Annotated in this window: 17 protein-coding genes; 9 read left to right on the forward strand and 8 right to left on the reverse strand. The window is 72.1% G+C overall.

Annotated elements, in window-relative coordinates:
- Positions 1-404: 404 nt before the first annotated feature.
- Complete coding sequence (locus ACZ7P3_RS31675) at positions 405-854, forward strand: PTS sugar transporter subunit IIA (RefSeq protein WP_472086880.1); 450 nt, start codon at positions 405-407, stop codon at positions 852-854.
- A gap of 78 nt (positions 855-932) precedes the next feature.
- Positions 933-2,603, forward strand: coding sequence for a phosphoenolpyruvate--protein phosphotransferase (ptsP, locus tag ACZ7P3_RS31680; RefSeq protein ID WP_472086882.1), 1,671 nt, complete (start codon positions 933-935; stop codon positions 2,601-2,603).
- A 70-nt stretch (positions 2,604-2,673) separates the two neighbouring features.
- Here the strand turns inward: ptsP and ACZ7P3_RS31685 are convergent, their stop codons facing one another.
- Together ACZ7P3_RS31685 and ACZ7P3_RS31690 are read right to left on the reverse strand one after the other, a co-directional pair.
- Entirely contained in the window at positions 2,674-3,567 is an 894-nt protein-coding gene (locus ACZ7P3_RS31685; protein ID WP_472086883.1) for a hypothetical protein, read from the reverse strand.
- Positions 3,568-3,589: 22 nt separating this feature from the next.
- Complete coding sequence (locus ACZ7P3_RS31690) at positions 3,590-4,798, reverse strand: MFS transporter (RefSeq protein ID WP_472086885.1); 1,209 nt, start codon at positions 4,796-4,798, stop codon at positions 3,590-3,592.
- A 124-nt stretch (positions 4,799-4,922) separates the two neighbouring features.
- On the opposite strand from ACZ7P3_RS31690, the gene ACZ7P3_RS31695 reads away from it, so the two are divergent.
- Positions 4,923-6,242, forward strand: a complete 1,320-nt coding sequence (locus ACZ7P3_RS31695) for an aminotransferase class I/II-fold pyridoxal phosphate-dependent enzyme (RefSeq protein WP_472086886.1) — start codon at positions 4,923-4,925, stop codon at positions 6,240-6,242.
- Between the two features lie 12 nt (positions 6,243-6,254).
- Here ACZ7P3_RS31695 and ACZ7P3_RS31700 read toward each other — a convergent pair whose 3' ends face one another.
- The gene (locus ACZ7P3_RS31700) at positions 6,255-8,222 is read right to left on the reverse strand and encodes an acetoacetate--CoA ligase (RefSeq protein ID WP_472086888.1); all 1,968 of its coding nucleotides are present in this window, start codon (positions 8,220-8,222) and stop codon (positions 6,255-6,257) included.
- A 214-nt stretch (positions 8,223-8,436) separates the two neighbouring features.
- Here ACZ7P3_RS31700 and ACZ7P3_RS31705 point away from each other — a divergent pair, with 214 nt between their 5' ends.
- Positions 8,437-10,797: a glycoside hydrolase family 31 protein gene (locus ACZ7P3_RS31705; RefSeq protein ID WP_472086890.1), complete on the forward strand. Its 2,361-nt coding sequence runs from the start codon at positions 8,437-8,439 to the stop codon at positions 10,795-10,797.
- 10 nt (positions 10,798-10,807) lie between these two features.
- Here ACZ7P3_RS31705 and ACZ7P3_RS31710 read toward each other — a convergent pair whose 3' ends face one another.
- Positions 10,808-11,344 carry an NUDIX domain-containing protein gene (locus tag ACZ7P3_RS31710; RefSeq protein ID WP_472086892.1) on the reverse strand — a complete coding sequence of 179 codons (537 nt, stop codon included), beginning with the start codon at positions 11,342-11,344 and terminating at the stop codon, positions 10,808-10,810.
- A gap of 226 nt (positions 11,345-11,570) precedes the next feature.
- Between ACZ7P3_RS31710 and ACZ7P3_RS31715 the strand changes: the two genes are divergently transcribed.
- The 5 genes from ACZ7P3_RS31715 to glpK all read left to right on the forward strand — a co-directional run bounded on the left by ACZ7P3_RS31715 (position 11,571) and on the right by glpK (position 17,765).
- Positions 11,571-12,020, forward strand: coding sequence for a Zn-ribbon domain-containing OB-fold protein (locus ACZ7P3_RS31715; protein ID WP_472086894.1), 450 nt, complete (start codon positions 11,571-11,573; stop codon positions 12,018-12,020).
- Positions 12,017-13,207: a lipid-transfer protein gene (locus tag ACZ7P3_RS31720; RefSeq protein ID WP_472086895.1), complete on the forward strand. Its 1,191-nt coding sequence runs from the start codon at positions 12,017-12,019 to the stop codon at positions 13,205-13,207. Before ACZ7P3_RS31715 ends, ACZ7P3_RS31720 begins: the two co-directional genes overlap by 4 nt.
- 241 nt (positions 13,208-13,448) lie before the next feature.
- Positions 13,449-15,098 (forward strand): EAL domain-containing protein, encoded by a 1,650-nt coding sequence (locus tag ACZ7P3_RS31725; RefSeq protein ID WP_472086897.1) that lies wholly within the window; start codon positions 13,449-13,451, stop codon positions 15,096-15,098.
- Positions 15,099-15,460: 362 nt separating this feature from the next.
- Positions 15,461-16,210 carry an MIP/aquaporin family protein gene (locus tag ACZ7P3_RS31730; RefSeq protein ID WP_472086898.1) on the forward strand — a complete coding sequence of 250 codons (750 nt, stop codon included), beginning with the start codon at positions 15,461-15,463 and terminating at the stop codon, positions 16,208-16,210.
- 34 nt (positions 16,211-16,244) lie between these two features.
- Positions 16,245-17,765 (forward strand): glycerol kinase GlpK, encoded by a 1,521-nt coding sequence (glpK, locus tag ACZ7P3_RS31735; protein ID WP_472086900.1) that lies wholly within the window; start codon positions 16,245-16,247, stop codon positions 17,763-17,765.
- Positions 17,766-17,882: 117 nt separating this feature from the next.
- Here glpK and ACZ7P3_RS31740 read toward each other — a convergent pair whose 3' ends face one another.
- The 4 genes from ACZ7P3_RS31740 to ACZ7P3_RS31755 form a co-directional block, all read right to left on the reverse strand.
- Positions 17,883-18,488, reverse strand: coding sequence for a GTP-binding protein (locus ACZ7P3_RS31740; RefSeq protein WP_472086902.1), 606 nt, complete (start codon positions 18,486-18,488; stop codon positions 17,883-17,885).
- A gap of 179 nt (positions 18,489-18,667) precedes the next feature.
- Positions 18,668-19,063: a DUF742 domain-containing protein gene (locus ACZ7P3_RS31745; RefSeq protein WP_472086903.1), complete on the reverse strand. Its 396-nt coding sequence runs from the start codon at positions 19,061-19,063 to the stop codon at positions 18,668-18,670.
- 9 nt (positions 19,064-19,072) lie between these two features.
- Positions 19,073-19,507, reverse strand: a complete 435-nt coding sequence (locus ACZ7P3_RS31750; protein WP_472086905.1) for a roadblock/LC7 domain-containing protein — start codon at positions 19,505-19,507, stop codon at positions 19,073-19,075.
- A complete protein-coding gene (locus ACZ7P3_RS31755) occupies positions 19,504-22,353 on the reverse strand; it encodes a sensor histidine kinase (protein WP_472086907.1) in 2,850 nt (949 codons plus the stop codon). The genes ACZ7P3_RS31750 and ACZ7P3_RS31755 overlap by 4 nt, the downstream gene beginning before the upstream one ends.
- Positions 22,354-22,497 lie beyond the last annotated feature (144 nt).

Consider the following 22,497-nt stretch of genomic DNA (forward strand, 5'->3'; position numbering starts at 1 on the left):
GTTGATTTTTGGCACGCTGTTGAGTTCTCAAGGAACGGTCGCTTCCTTTGTACTCACCCTCTCGGGCTTTCCTCCGGGCTTCCCTTCGGTGTTTCAAACTCTATCAGGGTTTTTCCGACTCTCTGACCACCCTTCTGCAAACACGCAAAAGGTGATCCCGAGATAGGATCTGACGAGTTTGGGTGCTGCTCGGTGGAGGCACTTTTGCGTCGCCCCGCCTCAAGCAGGAGTACGACTGTACACGGGGCCCTGAAGCACGTGCAAATCGATCGGGTTGGTGGTCTAGACCACTACCTGGTAGCTTCAAACGGAACCGCCACTTCATCTGACATACGCTGCTGCTCAGTGCCGTCCGGGACAGGCAGTGACGGCTCGTATGCAGCTCCACTCCTGGGAGGCTTCCCATGACCACCGTGACGTCCCCCCTTGCTGGACGTGCCATCGGACTGGCCGCCGTGCCGGATCCGGTCTTCTCCGGGGCCATGGTCGGCCCGGGCACCGCGATCGACCCCGTGCGTGAGCCCTCCGTGGCCGTGGCGCCCGTGGACGGCGTCATCGTCTCCCTGCACCCGCACGCCTTCGTCGTGGTCGACGCGCACGGGCACGGCGTGCTCACCCATCTCGGCATCGACACGGTCCAGCTCAACGGCGAGGGCTTCGAGCTTCTCGTCAACAAGGGCGACACCGTCACCCGCGGTCAGAGCATCGTGCGCTGGAACCCCGCCGCGGTCGAGGCCGCCGGCAAGTCCGCGGTGTGCCCGGTCGTGGCGCTGGAGGCCACGGCCGAGTCCCTTTCCGACCTCCGTGAAAGCGGCGACGTGAAGCCCGGCGACAGCCTCTTCACCTGGAGCTGACGGCAAGGCCGCCGTAAGGCGGTGCTCAGGACAACCACCGCGGCGGCGGGACCCGCCGCACTAACGGAGACGGGTGAGATGGAGACAACGCTGCGAGGCGTCGGCGTGAGCCACGGTGTGGCGATCGGCGAGGTTCGGCACATGGGAACGGCGGTGCTCGAACCGCCGGCCAAGCAGATCCCGACGGAGGAGGCGGAGCGCGAGCAGGGGCGGGCTCGCCAGGCCGTGGACGCCGTGGCGGCCGACCTGATGGCGCGTGGCAACCTCGCGGGGGGCGAGGCCCAGGCCGTGCTCGAGGCGCAGGCCATGATGGCCCAGGATCCCGAGCTGATGGCCGACGTGGACCGGCGCATCGCCGTCGGCAGCACGGCGGAGCGCGCGGTGTACGACGCGTTCGCGGCGTACCGCGAGCTGCTGGCCGGTGCCGGGGAGTACCTCGCCGGGCGCGTGGCCGACCTCGACGACGTGCGGAACCGTATCGTCGCCCGCCTGCTCGGGGTGCCCATGCCGGGTGTCCCGGACAGCGACGAGCCCTATGTACTGGTGGCACGGGACCTGGCTCCGGCCGACACGGCGCTGCTGGATCCGTCTCTGGTGCTCGGTTTCGTGACCGAGGAGGGCGGGCCGACCAGTCACAGCGCGATCCTGGCGCGGGCACTGGGCGTTCCGGCCGTCGTGGCGCTGCCGGGCGCCGGCGAGCTGGCCGAGGGCACGGTGATCGCCGTCGACGGCAGCACGGGGGACATCTTCGTGAACCCGAGCGACGAGAAGAAGGCGCTGCTGCGGGCCGCGGCTGCCGAGCGCAAGGCGGCGCTGGCCGCCTCGACCGGGCCGGGTGCCACGGCGGACGGGCACAAGGTGCCCCTGCTGGCCAATGTCGGCGGGCCGGCGGACGTGCCGGCCGCGGTGGAGGCCGGGGCCGAGGGCGTCGGTCTGTTCCGTACCGAGTTCCTGTTCCTGGACGACAGCAAGAACGCGCCGTCCGAGGAGAAGCAGGTGACGGCCTACCGGCAGGTGCTGGAGGCGTTCCCCGAGGGCCGTGTGGTCGTGCGGGTCCTGGACGCGGGTGCGGACAAGCCCCTGGACTTCCTGACCCCGGCGGACGAGCCGAACCCGGCGCTCGGCGTGCGTGGCCTGCGGACTCTGCTCGACCACCCTGACGTCCTGCGTACGCAGCTGACCGCGCTGGCGAAGGCCGCGGAGGGTCTGCCGGTCTACCTGGAGGTCATGGCGCCGATGGTGGCGGACCGGGCGGACGCGAAGGCGTTCGCGGACGCCTGCCGTGCGGCGGGTCTGCGGGCCAAGTTCGGTGCGATGGTGGAGATCCCGTCGGCCGCGCTGCGGGCGCGCTCGATCCTGCAGGAGGTCGAGTTCCTATCGCTGGGGACCAACGACCTCGCGCAGTACACGTTCGCCGCGGACCGGCAGGTGGGTGCGGTGTCGCGGCTTCAGGACCCGTGGCAGCCCGCGCTGCTCGACCTGGTCGCGCTGTCCGCCGAGGCGGCCAAGGCCGAGGGCAAGAGCTGCGGTGTGTGCGGTGAGGCCGCCTCGGACCCGCTGCTGGCCTGTGTGCTGACGGGTCTGGGTGTCACCTCCCTGTCCATGGGTGCGGCGTCGCTTCCTTATGTCCGGGCGACGCTGGCGAAGTACACGCTGGCGCAGTGCGAGCGGGCCGCCGCTGCCGCGCGTGCGTCTGACAGCGCCGAGGAGGCGCGCAGCGCTGCTCAGGCGGTGCTGTCCGGCGAGTAGTCGCGGCCGGTGACCGCTGCTCGCGGTGTTCAGGGGCGTCCCGCCTTCGGGTGGGGCGCCCCTGACGCGTTCAGTGGCGATGCGCCGGTGCCGTGCCTTCCTCCCCGAGGTCCGGCGGTACGCAGTAGTCGACGCCTGGCTCGGGGGAGATGATGTCGCCGGATTCGGCGTCGGTGCAGTAGGCGTCGAAGACCTCGGAGGCGGTCAGGGGTTCGAGAGCACCTCCGCGCAGCCGCCAGCCGTGGACGCGGTCGGCCGTGTCGGGGGCGCTGATGCGCATGACGACTCCGCCGGGACTGCGAGTGGCGAGGCCGAGGGCCAGGACGCTGGTGAATTCGAGGGCCTCGGCCTCGTCGAGTTCGAGGGTGCCTTCGGCGCTGTCGTCGGCGTGCAGGACGGAGAGGAGTGTTTCCGGTGGTCCGCAGACGCTGCAGACGAGGTGCCGTTCGCCCGGCGGGGCGGTGTCGAGGATGCGGACGACGAGGTCTGAGGCGCGCGTGAAGGCGGCGCGTCCGATGTCCTCGCCGCAGGTGGGGCACGGGCCGAGGCGAGTCAGGAGGGTGGTGGCGTACTCCCAGGTGGCCTGCCGTACGGCCTCGTCGACGAGGGCGGGCAGGAGTGTGGCGAGGGGGCGGCCGTCGTAGGGGACGGTGGGTCCGGTGGCCGCGAGTTCCGCGGTGAACCGGGTGCGGCTGGCGGGGGCTTCCGGATCGAGGCCGGTGTCCGTGCAGAAGGCCGCGTAGTCCTCTGGGTCGAAGAGGGCCAGGACGGTGTGGCTGCCCTGGGCCGCGCGGCTCTTGAGGAGGGCCTCCACCTGCTGCAGGTAGGTGGTGTGGTCGTCGAAGGCGAAGCTGCGGTAGCGCCGCATGGCGCGGAAGTCGTGCTCGTCGGTGAGCAGGCCGATGGTGCCGGCGATTTCGCGGCGCAGGACGCGTCGCATGGTCTGGTGGTCGGTGTGCGCCATGTTTCCCCCAATGCGCAGTCGATCAATGCTCACTCACAGTAACCGGCGGCGCTGACAACGGGGTGCGCTGAAGGCGGTCACGGACCAGTCGGTGCTGAATTCCGCAGGTCAGAGCGATGGTGGCGCCGAAGACGGTCCAGCCGACGGGTCCGGTGGCGATGGCCGCCGTGACGGCGAGCGGGCCGATGCTGCGCTGGGCGGACTGGGCGAGCCCGTGGACGCCCAGGTAGGCGCCGAGGGTGGTGTCGGGGGCGAGGGCCACGGACAGCTCCCAGGAGACGGTTGCGTGGAGCATCTCGGCCACAGTGAAGGCGACGGCAGCGGCGGTGAGCATGCAGACGGCCTCGAAGGTGCTGTCGGTGGCGGAGAGCGCCAGGGTGATGCCGCCGAGGGCGAAGGCGGCGGACAGCGGGAGGAGGAGCTTGCGGGCCGCCGCGGTGGAGGCGCCGTAGCGGGCGAGCGGCACTTGGAAGGCCACCACGATCAGGTTGTTGAGGACGAGCAGCAGCGGTGCGAGGCCGTGGGGGACGTCCTGGCTGTGCGCGATCCACAGGGGCAGGCCGATCTTGAAGACGGTGTCGTCGAGGCAGAGGACGGTCTCGGTCGCGACGTAGGCGAGGTAGGTGCGGTCGCGCCAGGGGTTGGCAGGCTTGGTCTTGCGGGGTGCGTCGTCGCAGGTGGCGGCGGTGCGCGTGGTCGACGGGGGCTCCGCGCAGGTCAGGGTGAGGAGGGCGACGACGACGAAGGAGAGGCCGTCGCCGGCGAGGAGGAAGCGATAGGCCGTGGTGGTGCCGAGGGTGAGTGCGGCGGCCGCGGCGAGGCCGCCCAGGGCCCAGCCGGCGTTGGAGGCGGTGCGGTTGACCGCCTGGTAGCGGACGCGGTCGGCTCCGGCGACGCGGGTGGCGTAGAGCCTGGTGAGGATGCTGGAGGCGCGGTCGCCGAGGCTCCCGAGCGCCGAGAACGCGAGCAGCGCGAGGTAGTGGTCGGTGGTGAGCAGGGCGAAGGAGGCCAGGGCGCGCAGAGCTTGGAGTGCGATCAGGACGCGGGTGAGGGGGAAGCGGTCGGCGATGCGGCCGCCCAGGGGGGCACCCGCGATGCCGATGGCGCCGGAGACCGCGGCGAGCGTGCCGACCTGGGCGACGGAGAGGCCCGACACGTAGGTGAAGTAGAGGACGGAGACGGATGCCCACAGGCCGCTGCCGGTGCGGTCGAGGAAGGTGACGAGGAGCATCCGGCGTCCGTCGCGGCCTCCGGGTATGCGCGGCGCCCGGCCGGCACCGCGTGGTGTGGCGTCCACTGTTTTCCCCCTTGCGCGGAGCTTGTGTTGAGTTTTGTATCGGTACATAATTATCAACGTGGTAACACAATATGAGATCAGTGGTACGACGGCCAAGGCAATTGCCGGCTCCGTCGAACGGGGCGTGGCCGAGGGGGTGCTGCCGCCGGGTGCCGCGCTGCCGCCCGTGCGGCGGCTCGCGGACGAGTTGGGCGTGAGTCCGGGCACGGTCGCCACGGCCTACAAGGAGCTGCGGCGGCGAGGCATCGTCGTCACGCGCGGACGCGGCGGCACCGTGGTCGCGCAGGCCCCGGCGGTCGCGTCACGCCGGCCGCCCAGGGTGCCGGAAGGGCTGCGGGACCTGGCCGGCGGACATCCCGATCCGGCGCTGCTGCCCGCGCTGGTGCCGCCGTCACGGCTCTCCCCCGGTGCCCACTCCCATCGCTCCGCTCCCCGGCTCGCCCGGCTCGAGGGCGCCGTACGCGACTGGCTGGGGGCGGACGGCATCCCCGTGGAGCACGTGACGTTCGCGCACGGGGCGCTGGACCTGATCAGCCGGGTGCTGTCGGTGGAGTTGCGGCCCGGGGACAGTGTGGCCATGGAGGATCCGGGCTATCACCATCTGCTGGATCTGGTCCCGGCGCTGGGGCTGCGGATGGTCCCGGTCGCCGTGGACGACGAGGGGATGTGTCCGGAGGCTCTGCGGGCGGCGCTGCGGGCCGGTGTGCGGGCGGTGGTGTTCAGTCCGCGGGCGCAGAATCCTTACGGCGGCTGTTTCTCCGTGGCGCGCCGGAACGCGCTGGCCGATCTGCTGCGGGACGAGCCCGATGTGCTCGTGGTGGAGAACGATCACGCCTCCGAGGTGGCCGGTGCCGCCCTGCACACGGTGACCGGCTCGGGTCTGGTCCGCTGGGTCCATGTGCGGACCGTGAGCAAGTTCCTGGGCACCGACCTGCGGTGGGCGGCCGCCGCCTGTGACCCGGTCACGCTCGCCCGCCACGACGGGCGGCTGCTGCTGACCTCGGGCTGGGTGAGTCATCTGCTGCAGGAGACCGTGCACGGGCTGCTGGCGGACGAGGGCACGCGTGCGCTGGTGGCACGCGCGCGCGAGACGTATGCGCTGCGACGCACCGCCCTTGCCGGGGAGCTGGCCGCGCGGCACATCGCCTCGCACGCCGCGAGCGGGATGAACCTGTGGGTGCCCGTGCGGGACGAGTCGGCAGCGGTGAACGGGCTGCGGTCGTACGGATGGTGGGTCGCGGCCGGAGCGCGGTTCCGGCTGGCGTCGGCGCCCGGCCTCAGGATCTCGACCGCGGGTCTCGGACCCGCCGAGGCCGAGCGGCTGGCCTCGGACTTCGCCACCGTGCTCGGCGAGTCCGAGGCCACCTATGGAGGGTGACGTGCGGGTGGGTCAGGCGCGCTTGCGGGCCAGTTCCTCGTAGAAGCCCAGCAGGGCGAGGTTGTCGATGGAACCGGGGTTGACGGCCTTCTCCAGGGGCGTGCCCTGGAGAAGGCGCTTGACCGGGACCTCGATGCGCTTGCCGGTCAGGGTGTGCGGGACGGCCGGGACCTCGATGATCTCGTCGGGCACATGGCGCGGGGAGAGTTGTTCGCGGATGGCACGCTTGATGCGGTCCAGGAGTGCTTCGTCCAGGACGGCGCCCGGTGCCAGGTGCACGAACAGCGGCATCCAGTAGCCCCCGTCGGGCTGCTCGACGCCGATGACGAGGGACTCCTTGATCTCGGGCAGGCGTTCGACGACTTCGTAGATGTCGGCCGAGCCCATGCGGACGCCCTGCCGGTTGAGGGTGGAGTCGGAGCGGCCGTGGATGATCACGGAGCCGCGCGAGGTGAGGGTGATCCAGTCGCCGTGGCGCCAGACGCCCGGGTAGGTGTCGAAGTAGCTGTCGTGATAGCGGCTGCCGTCGGGGTCGTTCCAGAAGCGGATCGGCATCGAGGGCATGGGGTTGGTGACGACCAGCTCGCCCACCTCGTCGACGAGGGGGCTGCCGCTCGGGTCCCAGGACTGCAGGTCGGTGCCGAGGCCCGGCGCCTGGAGTTCTCCGGTGTACACGGGCAGGGTCGGCACGGCTCCGGCGAAGCAGGAGCAGACGTCCGTGCCGCCGCTGACGGAGGCGATCCACAGGTCGTCGCGGACCTCGTCGTGCAGCCACCGGAACCCGTCGGGGGGCAGGGGCGAGCCGGTGGTGGCGACGCACTGCACCCGGGAGAGGCCGAAGTCGCGGGAGGGGTGTACGCCCGCCTTGCGGCAGGCCATGACATAGGCGGCCGAGGTGCCGTAGAGGGTCGCCCCGGTGCGTTCGGCGATCCGCCACTGGGCGCCGGTGTCCGGGTAGCCGGGGCTGCCGTCGTACAGGACGATCGTGGTGCCCGTGAGCAGGCCGGAGACGAGGAAGTTCCACATCATCCAGCCGGTCGAGGTGTACCAGAAGAAACGGTCCTCCGGACCGAGGTCGCAGTGCAGGCCCAGCTGCTTGAGGTGCTCGACGAGGATGCCGCCCTGGGACTGGACGATGGCCTTGGGCAGGCCGGTCGTGCCGGAGGAGTACAGCACCCACAGGGGGTGGCCGAACGGCACCTGCTCGAAGACCGGCTCGGTGTCGGACGCCGTCAGCGCCGCCCACTCCAGGGCGCCCTGCGGGGCCTCGGTGCCGAGGAGCGGGATGTGGACGACGGCGCGCAGGGTGGGCAGCTCGCGGCGCAGCTCGGCGACGATCTCGCGGCGGTCGTGTTCCTTGCCGCCGTAGCGGTAGCCGTCGACCGTGAACAGCACCACGGGCTCCACTTGCTGGAAGCGGTCCAGGACGCTGCGGGCGCCGAAGTCGGGGGCGCAGGACGTCCACACGGCGCCCACGGCGGCCGTGGCGAGGAGGGCGACCACGGCCTCGGGGATGTTCGGGAGGTAGCCGCTGACGCGGTCGCCGGGACGTACGCCGAGGGCGCGGAGTTCGGCGGCGAGGGAACCCACCTGTCGGCGCAGCTCGGACCAGCTGACCGGGCGCGGTTCGTGGGTCTCGTCGACGTACAGGAGGGCGGGCTCGTCCGGGCGGTCGGCCGCGGCGCGCAGCGCGTGCTCGGCGTAGTTGAGGGTGGCTCCGGGAAACCACTGGGCACCCGGCATCGAGCGGTCGCCGAGCACGCGCGCGTAGGGGGTCGAGAACCGTACGTCGAACCACTCCGTGACCGCTTGCCAGAACGTTTCCAGCTGGTCGACGGACCACCGGTGCAGCGCCGGATAGCCTCCGTGGGCCGGGGCACCGTGGTGTTCGGCGGCCCATGCCTGGAACGTGGTGATCCGGGCCCGGGCCATCCGTTCGGGGTCGGGCTGCCAGAGCGGCTGGGGGTTCGCGGTCGACATGGGGCGGCTCCCGGACTGTGCGCGTCGTGTGCGTCGGTCCGCGCACGGGCTGGGGTGTGCGCGTGACGCGGCTGACAGGGACGATGCCATGTGATCGACTTCTGCACCAGGGTGTGTCCCCCATGGTCCGTGTCGTGAAGATGTGGTCCCGGCAGGGGTGAACGGAAATTGAACGACACGCGCGCGTGAGGCGGTCAGTGGCAGGGTGAGCAGCATGAACGGTCGTGACCTGGTGCGTTCGGTGAGTGTGGTCGGTTCGGGGAGGGCGGCTCAGGGATTGCGTACCGTGCGGGCCGCGTGGCGCAGGAGGCGTATCGACGCCGCCGGGTTGCCGCCGCGGGGGGCCGAGCGTGCCCGGGTCCCGGGGCAGGTGCAGGGTGCGGAACCGGGCCCGGGGGGCGGTCTGATCCGTTTCGACCGGTCCGAGCTGCGGATCACCGTCGCGGTCAACGGGGCGGTCTTCTGGGGCTGGGACGGGGCGGGTCCGGAACCGTCGTACGCGCTTGCCGGGGGCTGTCCCGAGCCGGATCCGCGGGCGGTGCTGGAGCCGGACAAGGACGGTGGCTGGCGGGTCGTGGCCGAGCGGGTCACGGTCGTCGTCTCCCGGCACGGCGCGATCGAGGTGTGCACGCCCGGTGGCGTGCTGCTGCGGCGCGATCTGCCGCCGCGCTGGTGGGAGCCGGTCGCCGGGGGCACGGCGCGGTGGATGCAGCGTTCGCAGGTGGCGGCGGACGCCCGCTTCTTCGGTCTGGGCGGGCGCGCCGCGGGGCCTCGGCTGCGGGACGGTACGTACCGGCTGTGGAACACCGATCCGGGCCGGGCGTTCGGGCCCGGTGACGATCCGCTGTACGTGACCATGCCGGTGCAGCTGGTGGTGGCCGATGCCGCGGCCCATCTGGTGTTCCACGACACCTCGTGGGACGGCCGGGTGACCCTGCAGGAGGGCGAGGAGGGGGCGGGGTCCGGGCACGACCGGGCCGGGCGCTGCGAGGTGCGCATGGAGGGCGGCCCGCTGCGCTGCTGGGTGATGGTGGGCACCCCCGCGCGCGTTCTGCACAACTGGGCTTCGCTGACCGGGGCACCCGCGCTGCCGCCGCAGTGGGCGCTCGGGCACCATCACGCGCGGTGGGGGTTCGGCAGCGAGCAGGAGGTGCGCCGGATCGTCGCGGGCTACCAGGAGCGCGGTCTGCCGCTGGACGCCGTCCACCTGGACATCGACCACTACGAGGGTCATCAGGTGTTCACCGTCGACCAGGAGCGCTTTCCGAAGCTGCCGGTGCTCGCGCAGGAGCTGCGCCGGGACGGGATCCGGCTGGTGTCCGTCGTCGACCCGGCGGTGAAGGCCGCCCCGGGCAGCGCCGTGTACGACGGCGGGTCGGCCGTGGACGCTTTCGTGCGGGACGCCTCGGGGCGCTCGGTGCGGGGCGAGGTGTGGGCCGGCGAGTCGGTCTTCCCGGACTTCACGCACGCGCGCGTGCGCAAGTGGTGGGGCGGGCTCTACGAGGAGCGGCTGGGGCAGGGCTTCGCGGGGTTCTGGCACGACATGAACGAGCCGACGTCCTTCAACGCCTTCGGTGAGCCGACACTGCCGCGGTCGGCCCGGCACTCCCTGGAGGGGCGCGGCGGCGACCACCGCGAGGCGCACAACGTGTACGCGCTCTGCATGGCCAGGGCGGCCTACGAGGGGCTGCGCGAGCTGACGCCCCAGGAGCGGCCGTTCCTGTTCTCGCGGTCGGGCTGGGCGGGCATGCAGCGCTACGGCGGCACGTGGTCGGGGGACGTGGCGACGGGCTGGCCGGGTCTGCGGGCTTCCCTGTCGCTGGTGCTGGGCCTCGGGCTGTGCGGGGTGCCGTACTCGGGCCCGGACGTGGGCGGCTTCGACGGGAGTCCGTCGCCCGAGCTGTATCTGCGGTGGTTCCAGCTCGGCGCGTACCTGCCGCTGTTCCGTACGCACGCGAGCCTGCGGGCGGGGCGCCGCGAGCCCTGGGAGTTCGGCCTCGAGGTGCTGGAGCACGCGCGCGCGGCGCTGGTGGAACGCCAGCGTCTGCTGCCGTACTTCACGACGCTGGCGCACCTGGCCCGGCGTACCGGCGCGCCCTATGTGCGGCCGGTGTGGTGGGGATCGCCGGAGGACCGTGCGCTGCGCGACTGCGAGGACGCGTTCCTGCTCGGCGACTGTCTTCTGGTGGCGCCGGCGCTGGAGCCGGGGGAAGAACGGCGTGCGGTGCAGCTGCCGCGGGGCCGTTGGTACGACACGGTGACGGAGCAGGTGTACGAGGGGCCGGCACAGGTCCTGGTCGACGCGCCGCTGTCCCGGATCGCGGTGCTCGCGCGCGCGGGCTCGGTCGTTCCCGTTCGCGGTGCGGACGGCGGGCTCGAGCTGGAGGTGTGGGCACCCGCCCCTGGACGGACCGGGGGCGGGCTGGTCGTGCCGGACGCGGGCCAGGGGTGGGAGGAACCCGCGATCGAGCGTTACGCCGTACGCCGGCAGGGCGGGCGGGTGGTGGTGACCCGGGAGGGGGAGAACGGCGCGGGTGAGCCGCCCTACCCGGTGCGCATACGGGGGCTCGGCTGAGCGGCCGGTCTCAGAGGTAGCGGCCCTCGAACCATGCCCGCACGGCCAGGGTGTGCAGGGGGAAGGCGAGTTCCTCGGGCCTGCGCAGCAGGTGCCAGCCCTCGGTCTCGTCCGTGGCCTCGGACTGCGGGAGTCCTTCGGCCGGGCGTTCGGGGAGGGCGCCGAACAGCAGCAGATGCCCGTCGGGGGAGCTCATGGCGTCCACGAGCCGCACCTCTCGGGCGGACGCGTCGATGCCCGTCTCCTCCTTGAGTTCGCGGACGACGGCCTGCTTCCAGTCCTCCCGGTCGTCGACGTATCCGCCGGGGAGTGCCGTGCCTCCGCGCGCGGGGGAGACGGTCCGGGTGATGACTACCAGGGCCGTGCCCTTGGTGTCGTAGACCGGCTGGAGCGCGATCGCTACCGGCAGCGGGTTGCGGTAGGCGACGGTCCCACAGGACGGGCAGGTGCGCGGCCAGCCGGAGATGCCCTCTCCGTAGGGCGCTCCGCAGCTCGAACAGTGTGAGTTCGGCACGGAGTTGACAATTGAGTGCTGATTTTCGGACACGCGCGGACTGTATCCGATCAGAGGAGGGACGTCTTCCGGCAACGGTGCACAAGGGGAAGGCAGGGATCAGGAGGGGCGGCCCGGAACCACCCCCGTCGGCCCCGGACCGCCTCTCCTGTTGTCACGACGCAGGAACCGGCCGTCCGGTTGACCGGCACGCCTGCCCTTTTCCGGTCGCCCGTGGCACACTTCTGACGCTCCGTCAGATCACGTGATGCCGGGAGGAATGTTGTCGCATACACGCACACCCGCGGTCTCCGGCTGGTTCACCGGTGAGGGGGACCGCTTCCGGCTCCTGGGCACCCGCTGCTCGTCCTGCGCCTCTGTCTTCTTCCCGCGCGAGGACGGCCACTGCCGCAATCCGCACTGCGCGGGCGGCACGCTCGAGGAGGTCCCGCTGTCACGGAGAGGCCGGATCTGGTCGTACACCGACAGCCGCTACCGCCCCCCGTCACCCTATGTGAGCAATCCGGAACTTCCGTGGGAGCCGTACGCGTTGATCGCGGTGGAGCTGGAGTGCGAGCGGATCGTGGTGCTGGGACAGGCGGTTCCCGGGGTCACCGTCGCCGATCTGACGGTGGGCATGGAGGTGGAGGTGGTGCCCGGAGTGCTCGACGAGGACGCGGAGACGACCTGGACGACCTGGCACTGGCGGCCGACGGGGGTGACGGCATGACGGCGGAGGTGGCGGTGCTCGGTGCGGGCATGCACCCGTGGGGCAAGTGGGGGCGCAGCTTCACCGAGTACGGGACGGCGGCGGCCCGCGCGGCCCTCGCGGACGCCGGCCTCGACTGGCCGGACGTCGGCTCGATCGTGGGCGCGGACACGGTGCGTGGCGGATATCCGGGGTACGTGGCGGGAGCGACGTTCGCCAGGGCCCTGGGCTGGCAGGGGGCCCGGGTCGCCAGCGTCTACGCGGCGTGCGCGTCCGGAGCACAGGCGATCGCGACCGCTCGGGCACAGATCCTCGCCGGGCTCGCGGACGTCGTCCTCGTGGTGGGGGCGGACGCCGCGCCCAAGGGGTTCTTCCGGCCCGCGGGCGGGGATCGCCCGGACGATCCGGACTGGCTGAGGTTCCGTCTGCTCGGCGCGACGAACCCGGCGTACTTCGGGCTGTACGCGCGCCGGCGGATGGCGGTGCACGGCGACACCCCGGAGGATTTCGCCCAGGTCAAGGTGAAGAACGCCGCCCTGGGGGCGCTCAACCCGTACGCGCGCTACCGCAAGCGGGTCACCGCCGAGGAGGTCGCCGCCTCCGCGGTGGTCGCCGATCCCCTGCGGCTGCTCGACATCTGTGCGACGTCCGACGGCGGCGCCGCACTGGTGCTGTGCAGCTTGGACTTCGCGCACCGGCACGGGGTGGCGCGGCCGGTGCGGATCAGGGCCGTTTCGACGGTGACTCCACGCTTCCCGAACACGCTGCTGGATCTGCCGGACATCGCCACCGACTCGGCCGCCGCGGTGCGGCCCCCGGACGAGACCTTCCGCGCCTCCATCGCCCGGACTGCATACGAAGAGGCGGGCATCGGCCCCGAGGACCTGTCCCTCGCGGAGGTGTACGACCTGTCCACCGCGCTGGAACTGCAGTGGTACGAGGATCTGGGGCTGTGCGGCGCGGGCGAGGGGGCGAAGCTCCTCAGGGAGGGGGCGACGGCCCCGGGCGGCCGCATACCCGTCAACACCAGTGGTGGGCTCGCGTCCTTCGGTGAGGCGGTACCGGCCCAGGCCATCGCCCAGGTCTGCGAGCTGACCTGGCAGTTGCGGGACTCGGCGGGCGACCGGCAGGTCGCCGGGGCGCGGGTGGGGATCACGGCGAACCAGGGGCTGTTCGGGCACGGCTCGTCGGTGATCGTGGTGCGGTGAGCGGAGACCGCGACGGCGGAGGAGAAGTGAGCGGTGCCACGACGGCGGAGGGGCAGTGAGCGGAGGCCGACAGGACGGCGGGCGGGCGGAGGCCGACAGGACGGCGGGCGGAGGCCGATATGAGCGGTGTGCGTCAGGCGGGACTCATAAGGTCGCGCACGCTGCGTGATCACCCCGGAATGCTGCGTGAACGTCTTATGAACTGGGCCTGGGGGTACTCGGGCAGCGCCATCATGCTCCCGTGCACTCCTGGACGGATACTCTCCGCTTCGCCTTCCAGCCGGTGGTCAACCTGAGGACTGGCGCGGTCGCCGCACTGGAGATACTCGCCCGCCCGGAGGCCGGCGACATCCTGGCCGAAGCCCGCCGGGACCCCGAACTCGACGGCAGGCTGGCGGTGTTGGCCCTCCGCACGGCCACGCGCAAGGAGACGCTGCTGCCGCTGCACCTGAACGTGTTCGCGGCCACGCTCGCCGACCTCGGCGGCCTCACCCCGCTGTACGACGCCGTACGCGCGGCGGGGCGGATGCCCTGGGAGGTGACCCTCGATGTCGTGCCGCCCTACACGCATGTGCCCCAACGGGCCCTGCTGGAGGCGGTGACCGCGCTGCGCGACCAGGGCTTCCGGATCAGCGCCGACGGCATCGGGGACGGGGACGTACCCCTCAGGCTGCTCACCGACCTCTCCCCCGACCTCGTGAAGCTCGACGCCTCGCTGCTGGCCCGCCCGGCCGCGGTGCGGGCGATGCGGACGCTGTGCGAGCACCTGGGCGCCCTGGTGGCGGTGGAGGGCGTGGAGACCGAACTGCAGTGCTCGGCGGCGCTGTCGGCAGGCGCACAGCTCGCCCAGGGCCAGCTGTTCGCCCCGCCGGCCCGGATTCCGGCGGCGGAGGTATACGTTCCGCCCCGCACTCCGGGTGCGGAGGCCGTGCCCCGCCCGGGGCCGTCGGTGCGGGAGTTCGTACGGCCCGCAGCCGTCCTGCCGGTCACCGCGTCGGCGGGGCAGGTGCGCGCCCTGCTGACGGGCTCGCCGGACGTCTCCGGGGTGTTGCTCGTGGACCACTCCGGGGCGCCCGTCCGCTCGGTGCACCGTTCACGCTTCCTGCTGTCGATGTCCGGCCGGTACGGGCACGCCCTGTACGCGGACCGGCCGGCCTTCAAGCTGGGCGACGCACCGCGCACGGTCGGCGCCGACGCCACGGCCTGGGAGGTGCTGGACGTGGTGGCGGTCGGCGGCCGCGACCGTACCTCGGACGACGTGGCGGTCGTCGACCGCCGTGGCCGGTGCGTGGGCGTCGTACGGCTCGCGGATCTCGTGCGGGCGCTGGCCGAGACCCGCGTGGAGGAGGCGGCCGGGCTCAATCCGCTGACCAGGCTGCCGGGTTCCGACACGATCACGAGCGAGGTGGACCGGCGTATCGCCGACGGGCGGGCGTTCGCGCTCAGCTGGCTGGACATCGACCACTTCAAGCAGGTCAACGACGGTGCCGGGTTCGCGGCAGGTGACGAGCTGATCCGCTCGGTGGGGCGGGCGCTGCAGCAGACGGTGGCCGGGCACGCGCGCGTGGGCCACATCGGCGGGGACGACTTCCTGGTGCTGGCCGAGGAGGAGGCGCTCGATCCGCTGGTCGCCGCCGTGCTGGACGCGCCCTGGTCGGCCGGCGGCCGTGCGGTCACGCTGTCCCTGGCGACCATCGTGTGCAGGCCCGGCAGCGTCTCCGACCACCGGCAGGCCGCCGCCCGGCTCGCTCCGCTGAAGAAGACGGCGAAGGCGCTGAGCGGGACGAGCTGGGTACTGGGGCGCGCGGGCCTGTCCGGGCACGAGATCCGGCGCGGTTCCGGGGCCGCCGCGGCCCAGGCGGAGTGCGCGGCCGCCGAGCCGCTCGGGTGAACATCCCGTTCGTGTCCGGCCGTTGGCCGCCCACCTGCGGGAAGGAAGCCGCGGGCCCCGGGGGCCGGGAAACCGCTCTCACCGATGCCGTCGGCGACCTTGACGGTCCCTCTGTGCCGGTGAACACTTCCCGGTGTCAGCCGACATCGCCGTACATTTTCTGCGTAATCAGGCACTGCGCCGTGGGCCTTTCCTCATCCACGATCCGTCCCTCCTGGGCGATCCGGCTGCGACGGCACGCTCGTCACGGACGCCGGGCGGGGCGCGGGACCCTCCCTGCCTTCGGCTGAAGTCGCCAAGGGAACCGTTCCTGCACGGAGGGCCGGGGCCGCTCGCCCCGAGCCGGCGCCTAGGGAGCCGCCATGAGCAACGGAGACATCTTCGTCGGCGAAGTCATCGGCACCGCGATCCTGATCCTGTTCGGTGCCGGTGTCTGCGCCGCCGTCACCCTCAGACATTCCAAGGCGCGGGCCTCGGGATGGGTCGTCATCGCGTTCGGATGGGGGTTCGGCGTGCTCGCGGGCGCCTACACCGCCGCTCCCCTCTCCGGCGGCCAGCTCAATCCCGCGGTCACCATCGGCATCGCGATCGACACCGGCAAGTGGGGCAAGGTCTGGGTCTATCTGCTGGGCCAGATCGTGGGTGCGATGCTGGGCGCGGTCCTCGCCTACCTGGTGTATCTGGCGCAGTTCCAGGCCAACGTCCGCGAGGAGGGAACGGCCGAGGACGCCGCCGGCGAACCGGTGCCGACGCTAGGCGTCTTCTCGACCGTCCCGGAGATCCGGAACCCGGTCGCCAACCTCATCACCGAGATCATCGCGACGATGGCACTGGTGCTCCCGGTGCTCGCCTTCGGGCTGACGAAGGGGCTCGGCGAGTCCGGCACCACGGCGCTGATCGTCTCGCTGCTCGTCGTCGGCATCGGGCTCTCCCTCGGCGGGCCCACCGGTTACGCCATCAACCCGGCGCGCGACCTCGGACCGCGCATCGTGCACACCTTCCTGCCGATCCCGAACAAGGGCACGTCCGACTGGGGTTACGCCTGGATCCCGGTGGCCGGCCCGCTGATCGGCGGGGCGCTCGCGGGCCTCGTCTACAACGCGGCCTTCTGACCCAGCGACCCGACCCAGCGACCGAGGGGCAGCCATGACGGACACCGCCGAGAAGTACGTCGCCGCCATCGACCAGGGCACCACGTCCAGCCGCTGCATCGTCTTCGACCACGGCGGCGCGATCGTAGCCGTGGACCAACGCGAGCACCGCCAGATCTTCCCCAAGCCGGGCTGGGTCGAGCACGACGCGACCGAGATCTGGTCCAAGGTGCAGGCCGTGGTGGCGGGGGCGCTGGCCAAGGCCGGGCTGCGCGCCGACCAGTTGAGCGCGCTCGGCATCACGAACCAGCGGGAGACCACCGTCCTGTGGGACCGCGCCACGGGCAAGCCGGTGCACAACGCGATCGTCTGGCAGGACACCCGCACCGCGGCCCTGTGCCGTGAACTGAGCGGCGCCGACGGCCAGGACCGCTTCCGCGACCAGACCGGACTGCCGCTCGCCAGCTACTTCTCCGGGCCCAAGGCGACCTGGCTGCTGGACCACGTGCCCGGCCTCAGGAGCCGCGCCGAACGCGGCGAGATCGCCTTCGGCACCATCGACTCCTGGCTGATCTGGAACCTCACCGGCGGCACGGACGGCGGCCGGCACGTCACCGACGTGACGAACGCGGGCCGCACCATGCTGATGAACCTGGAGACCCTCCAGTGGGACCGCACCATCCTGTCCGCGATGAACGTGCCCGAGGCGGTCCTGCCCGAGATCAGGTCGTCCGCCGAGGTGTACGGCACTGCCGTCGGGCAGCTCGCCGGTGTGCCCGTGGCCTCGGCGCTGGGCGACCAGCAGGCCGCCGTGTTCGGCCAGGCCTGCTACGACGTCGGCACCGCGAAGAACACCTACGGCACCGGCAGCTTCCTGCTCCTGAACACCGGTGACCGGCCGGTGCCGTCGAAGAACGGGCTGCTGACGACGATGGGCTACAAGATCGGCGGTGAGGCGCCGGTGTACTGCCTGGAGGGGTCCATAGCGATAACGGGTGCGCTGGTCCAGTGGTTCCGCGACCAGCTCGGCATCATCCGCACCGCCGACGAGATCGAGACGCTGGCGGCGAGCGTCGAGGACAACGGCGGCGCCTACATCGTGCCGGCCTTCTCCGGCCTGTTCGCGCCGTACTGGCGGTCCGATGCGCGCGGCGTCGTCACCGGGCTGACCCGCTACGTCACGAAGGCCCACCTCGCGCGCGCGGTGCTGGAGGCGACGAGCTGGCAGACGCGCGAGGTCGTGGACGCCATGCACCAGGACTCGGGGGTGCGGATCACGACCCTGAAGGTCGACGGCGGCATGACGCGGAACGACCTGCTGATGCAGCACCAGGCGGACGTCCTCGGCGTGCCGGTGATCCGGCCCCGGGTGTCCGAGACCACCTGCCTGGGCGCCGCCTACGCGGCCGGTCTGGCGACGGGGGTGTGGAACGACCTCGACGAACTGAAGGCGCACTGGCAGCAGGACGCCCGGTGGACACCGGCCATGGAGGCGCCGGTGCGCGAGCGCGAGTACCGCAACTGGCGCAGGGCGGTGGAGAAGAGCTTCGCCTGGCTCGAGGACGGCGAAGCCTAGGCGAGGCGGTACGCGCTTCTCGCGCGCGTGCCGGGTACGTGGGCACGCGCGCGCGTGGCTCCCCACAGGGACCGCGGCCCGTACCCCGGTCGGCGGGGGTACGGGTCGTGCCCTGGGTCAGGTGGCGACGGCCCGGCGGCGGTCGGCCGCGTAGTCCATCGCGTGCTGCACGACTCCGATCAGCACGTCCTTGGCCGACTCCCGGTCGCGGGCGTCGCACAGCAGGACCGGCACGTCCTCGTCCAGGTCCAGGGCCTGGCGGACGGACTGCGCGGGGTACCGGTCGGCTCCCTCGAAGCAGTTGACGCCGACGAGGAAGGGGATGGCGCGCCTCTCGAAGTAGTCGACGGCGGCGAAGCAGTCCTCCAGGCGGCGCGTGTCGGCGAGGACCACGGCACCGAGCGCGCCCTCGGACAGCTCGTCCCACATGAACCAGAACCGCTCCTGTCCGGGTGTTCCGAACAGGTACAGCACGAGGTCCTCGCGCAGGGTGATGCGTCCGAAGTCCATGGCCACGGTGGTGGTGTGCTTGGCTTCCACGCCCGAGGTGTCGTCGACCGGGCGCCCCGCCTCGGTGAGCAACTCCTCGGTGCGCAGCGGTCTGATCTCGCTGACCGCGCCGACGAGGGTCGTCTTGCCCACGCCGAAGCCGCCGGCCACCAGGATCTTGAGCGTGACGGGCTCGACCGGGGGCTTGCCGCGCTCAGAACGCCCGAAGATCATCGGTCTCTTCTCCTGCTTGATGGTGGTCGGGCGACGGTCGGCCGTAGCCGCCGCCACCGGGGGTGTCCGTGCGTGGGTGGGCGGCCGTCCCGGCGGCGCGCGACGGTGTCGGCGGAGGTGCCGCCCCGGTCGGCCCGCAGCTGCCGGCCATGCACGTCACTCCCCCGTCTCCGCGCCGGTCACAGCGCCCGGAGGCCATTGATCACATCCCGCAGAATGCTCTCGTCAGGCAGCTCGGCCGGAGGCACCGGGCGGGTCACATGGACGAGTTCGGCGTGTACGAGATCTCCGACGAGGACGCGCACCACTCCGGTGGGCAGGTCGAGTTCCGCGGCGAGTTCGGCGACGGACTGCGGTTCTTCGCGGCACAGTCCGACGATCTCCACGTGCTCCGGGGCAAGGGTCGGGTCCCCCTCCGGATCACCCGCGCCGGGTTCGGTGACGACCACCGCGATCAGATCGAGGCGGTGCTGTGCCGGGCTCGTGGTCCGTCCGCGCGTCATGGCGTAGGGACGGACGACCGGCCCGGCCTCGTCGTCGAACCAGTGGCTTCTTCCCTGACCGTCTCCGCTCATGTCATCCCACTACCCGCCTGCGGACAGATCGGTGCGCGGTGCGCTGCCCAGATGCACACCGACCCGCTTGACCAGGAGCGTCATCTCATAAGCGACCTGCCCGACGTCGGAGTCGGCGTCCGAGAGGACGGCGAGGCAGCTGCCGTCCCCGGCGGCGGTCACGAACAGGAAGGCGTCGTCGAGCTCGACCACGGTCTGCCGGACACTGCCCGCGTCGAAGTGCCGGCCCACCCCCTTGGCGAGGCTGTGGAAGCCGGATGCCACGGCGGCCAGGTGCTCGCTGTCCTCCCTGGTCAGATCCTTGGACACCCCTGTGGGCAGACCGTCGCCGGAGAGCACGACGGCCTTGCGGATGCTGGCGACCCGGTCGACGAGGTCGTCCAGGAGCCAGTTCAGCTCCACTTTGTTCGTCGCCGTGTGGCCGGTGGCCTTCGGTGCGGTCATCGACCGTCTCCCTTAGTCGTTCCTTGTGCTGTGCCGGTCTGGGCGCCGTCGCCCGTGGCATTCTCCTCGCGGCCGCGCTGCCAGCCGCGCTGGAGGGATGCCATCCGGCTGCGGACCTCGTCGGCATCGCGGTCGGCCGGCTCTGCCGGGGGCTCGGCGCGCCGTTCGGGTTCCTGCTTCAGCTGCGGGGCCAGGTTGGCCTGCCGTACCCGCCGGGGCAGCGGCCCGCTGCCGGGACCGGGCTCCGGGGGCGCTCCGCCGGAGGGCGGGGCGGCGTCGCCCGGCCCTCCGCCCGAGGCGGCGGCCGGCTGCCGGGGCCGCCTGGGCAGGGCCGGGGCCTTGGAGGTCTCGTCCGGGCCGCCCGCCTCGGCCGCCGTGCGCCCGTCGCCGGGGCCGACGGGCCCGGCGGGCCGGTGTGCCGCATCGCCTCGGCGGCGGGCGGGCAGCGGAGCGAGTCCGCCCGGGTCGGTGCGGCGCCGGCCTGCGGCGGGCTGCTCGTCCGCGTCGCCGCGCCGGGAGCGCTGCTCGATGACGGGCCTGCCGTGCGAGCTGACCAGCTTGGGGGTCTGCCGCCGGGGCAGCGGTACGGGTCCGCCGGTGCGGTCACCGGCCGCCGTCTCGTCGGCACCGCCGTCGTCGGCCCGCGGGGGGAGCGGCCGATGGGCTTCACCCGGCCGGGAGGGTGCCGGGCCGTCGGCGCCGCCGCGGGTGCGGCGGGGGCGGAAGAGTCCGCCGCGCTCGCTCTCCTCGTCCGTCAGGGCGCCCGGGAAGTCGTCGATGGCGTCCAGGTCCACAGGGGCCTCCAGCTCGACCGGTCCGTCCAGCAGGGAGGTCGGCAGGCCGGGCAGCTGCACCGGCGCCTGCGACCGGGCGGGGGTGAGGCCCGCCGCCTGCCCGGCTTCCTTCGTGGGGCGGTCCCGGTCGAGGCGGAAGCCGATGCCGTTGGTGTCCGGGACCTCGTCGGTGAGCAGCGCGTCGGGGATGAAGACGACGGCCGTGGTGCCGCCGTAGGGGGACGGCTGCAGGGAGACCCGGACGTTCTGGCGCTGGGCGAGGCGGCTGACCACGAACAGTCCGAGCCGGTCCGTGTCGGAGAGTTCGAACTCGGGCGTCTCGGCGAGGCGGAGGTTGGCGTCCAGCAGCGCTTCGGCCGTCATACCCAGGCCCCGGTCGTGGATCTCCAGGGTGAAGCCGTTGGCGACCCGCTCGCCGAGCACCTGGACGGCGGTGTGCGGCGGCGAGAAGACCGTGGCGTTCTCGAGGAGTTCGGCCACCAGATGGGTGAGGTCGGCCACGGCAGGGCCGGTGACGGCGACGCGCGGCAGGCGCCGGACCTCGATGCGCTCGTAGTCCTCGACCTCGGCGACGGCGGCACGGACGATGTCCATCAGCTGCACGGGACGGCGCCACTGCCGCGACGGAGCGGCGCCGGACAGGATCACCAGGCCCTCGGCGTGCCGGCGCATACGAGTGGTGAGGTGGTCCAGGCGGAAGAGGTCGGCGAGTTCGTCGGTGTCCTCGGTCCTGCGTTCCATGGTGTCGAGCATGGTGAGCTGCTTGTGCAGCAGCACCTGGCTGCGGCGGGCGAGGTTGACGAAGACCTCGGAGACTCCGGCCCGCAGTTCGGCCTGCTTGACGGCGGCCTCGACGGCGGCGCGCTGAAGGGTGTTGAGGGCCTGGCCGACCTCGCCGATCTCGTTCTTGTCGTACTCCAGCCGGGGCACCTCGGTCTCGACGTCGACCTCTTCGCCGGCGGAGAGGCGGCGCATCACGCTGGGCAGCCGCACCCCGGACGCCTCGTGCGCCTCCAGACGCAGCTTTCGCAGATCACGGATGAGGCTGCGGCCGACACGCACGGACAGGAGGACGGAGACCAGCAGGGCGACGAGACCGAGGACCCCCGCGACGGCGGCCTGCACGATCACCCCGACGGCCACGGGCCGCATCCGGTCCTGGAAGCGGTCGCCGGCCTGGTCGTCGAGGGTGCCGAGTTCGTCCAGCACGCCGCCCGCGACGGAGTCCCAGCTCCGGGCGGTGAGGCCGCGCGGGGTTCCGGCGTCGGTGCCGACGGCGGTCTCCTCGGCCACGCGCAGCGGGGCGGTGGTGGCGTTCTTCCAGAAGCGTTCGTACCGCTCGCGCTCCCCGGCGGGCAGCAGCGGCAGGCTGGTGTCGTACAGGAGGGTCCGCTGGGCGATGAGGTCGGAGATGTCGCGGGTCTCGTCGTGGGAGAGTCTGCCGACCACCAGCGCCGAGCCGAGCAGGGCGTCCTCGCGGGAGAGCAGCTCGCGGGCGCGGCTGAGGTCGACCAGGGCCTGGCCCTGCTTCGAGATCTCGACGTCGTCGATGCCGTCGAGGGCGGAGAGCAGGGAGTAGCAGGGATCTACGAGCCGGTTGTAGAGGTTGAAGGCCTGGGCGCGGCTGACCGTGCGCTCCTCGACGCTGCGGCGCAGGGACTCGAGCCCGTCGAAGGCGTCCAGGACGGCGGTGAGACGCTCGGTGTCGTCCGGGTCCATGCCGTCGAGGACGTCGTGGTGCCTGGCGTTCTTGCGGATCTTGGCGATGGCCCGGTCGGTGGCGGCACGGGTGCGCTGCAGCGCCGAGAGGGAGTCGGCCGCCCGCGGGTCGGCGAGGTAGACGAGGGTCTGGCGGCGTTCCTGCTGCACGACCCGGACCATGTCGTCGGTCGGATAGCCGATGTCCTGCACGACGTCGGACACACGGAAGAGCCGGGTGACTTCGCGCCCTGTGAGCACCGTGGCGAAGCCCCAGACGGCGGTCAGGGACACCAGCGGCACGAGAAGCAGCGCCACGATCTTCCGGCGGATCGACTTCCCGCGAAAGCGCATGGCCTCCCCCAGCTCGACCCCCGCCGGCCGGGGGTACACATGTCCGTCAACAAACGGCGCGAGCCTACTACCGCCCCACAGCTAACTCGAAGACACGTCCGGAGGATGAGCTTCCGTTCTGGTGGCGAGAGATGGCGAGTTGTC

The organism is Streptomyces sp. NPDC107581, assembly GCF_055657175.1.

Bases quoted from the DNA above. Each gene is read 5' to 3' on its own strand.
- ACZ7P3_RS31675 (WP_472086880.1), top strand. From the start codon at position 405: ATGACCACCGTGACGTCCCCCCTTGCTGGACGTGCCATCGGACTGGCC.
- ptsP (WP_472086882.1), top strand. From the start codon at position 933: ATGGAGACAACGCTGCGAGGCGTCGGCGTGAGCCACGGTGTGGCGATC.
- ACZ7P3_RS31685 (WP_472086883.1), bottom strand. From the start codon at position 3,567: ATGGCGCACACCGACCACCAGACCATGCGACGCGTCCTGCGCCGCGAA.
- ACZ7P3_RS31690 (WP_472086885.1), bottom strand. From the start codon at position 4,798: ATGCTCCTCGTCACCTTCCTCGACCGCACCGGCAGCGGCCTGTGGGCA.
- ACZ7P3_RS31700 (WP_472086888.1), bottom strand. From the start codon at position 8,222: ATGTCGACCGCGAACCCCCAGCCGCTCTGGCAGCCCGACCCCGAACGG.
- ACZ7P3_RS31705 (WP_472086890.1), top strand. From the start codon at position 8,437: ATGAACGGTCGTGACCTGGTGCGTTCGGTGAGTGTGGTCGGTTCGGGG.
- ACZ7P3_RS31715 (WP_472086894.1), top strand. From the start codon at position 11,571: ATGTTGTCGCATACACGCACACCCGCGGTCTCCGGCTGGTTCACCGGT.
- ACZ7P3_RS31720 (WP_472086895.1), top strand. From the start codon at position 12,017: ATGACGGCGGAGGTGGCGGTGCTCGGTGCGGGCATGCACCCGTGGGGC.
- ACZ7P3_RS31730 (WP_472086898.1), top strand. From the start codon at position 15,461: ATGAGCAACGGAGACATCTTCGTCGGCGAAGTCATCGGCACCGCGATC.
- glpK (WP_472086900.1), top strand. From the start codon at position 16,245: ATGACGGACACCGCCGAGAAGTACGTCGCCGCCATCGACCAGGGCACC.
- ACZ7P3_RS31740 (WP_472086902.1), bottom strand. From the start codon at position 18,488: ATGATCTTCGGGCGTTCTGAGCGCGGCAAGCCCCCGGTCGAGCCCGTC.
- ACZ7P3_RS31745 (WP_472086903.1), bottom strand. From the start codon at position 19,063: ATGAGCGGAGACGGTCAGGGAAGAAGCCACTGGTTCGACGACGAGGCC.
- ACZ7P3_RS31750 (WP_472086905.1), bottom strand. From the start codon at position 19,507: ATGACCGCACCGAAGGCCACCGGCCACACGGCGACGAACAAAGTGGAG.
- ACZ7P3_RS31755 (WP_472086907.1), bottom strand. From the start codon at position 22,353: ATGCGCTTTCGCGGGAAGTCGATCCGCCGGAAGATCGTGGCGCTGCTT.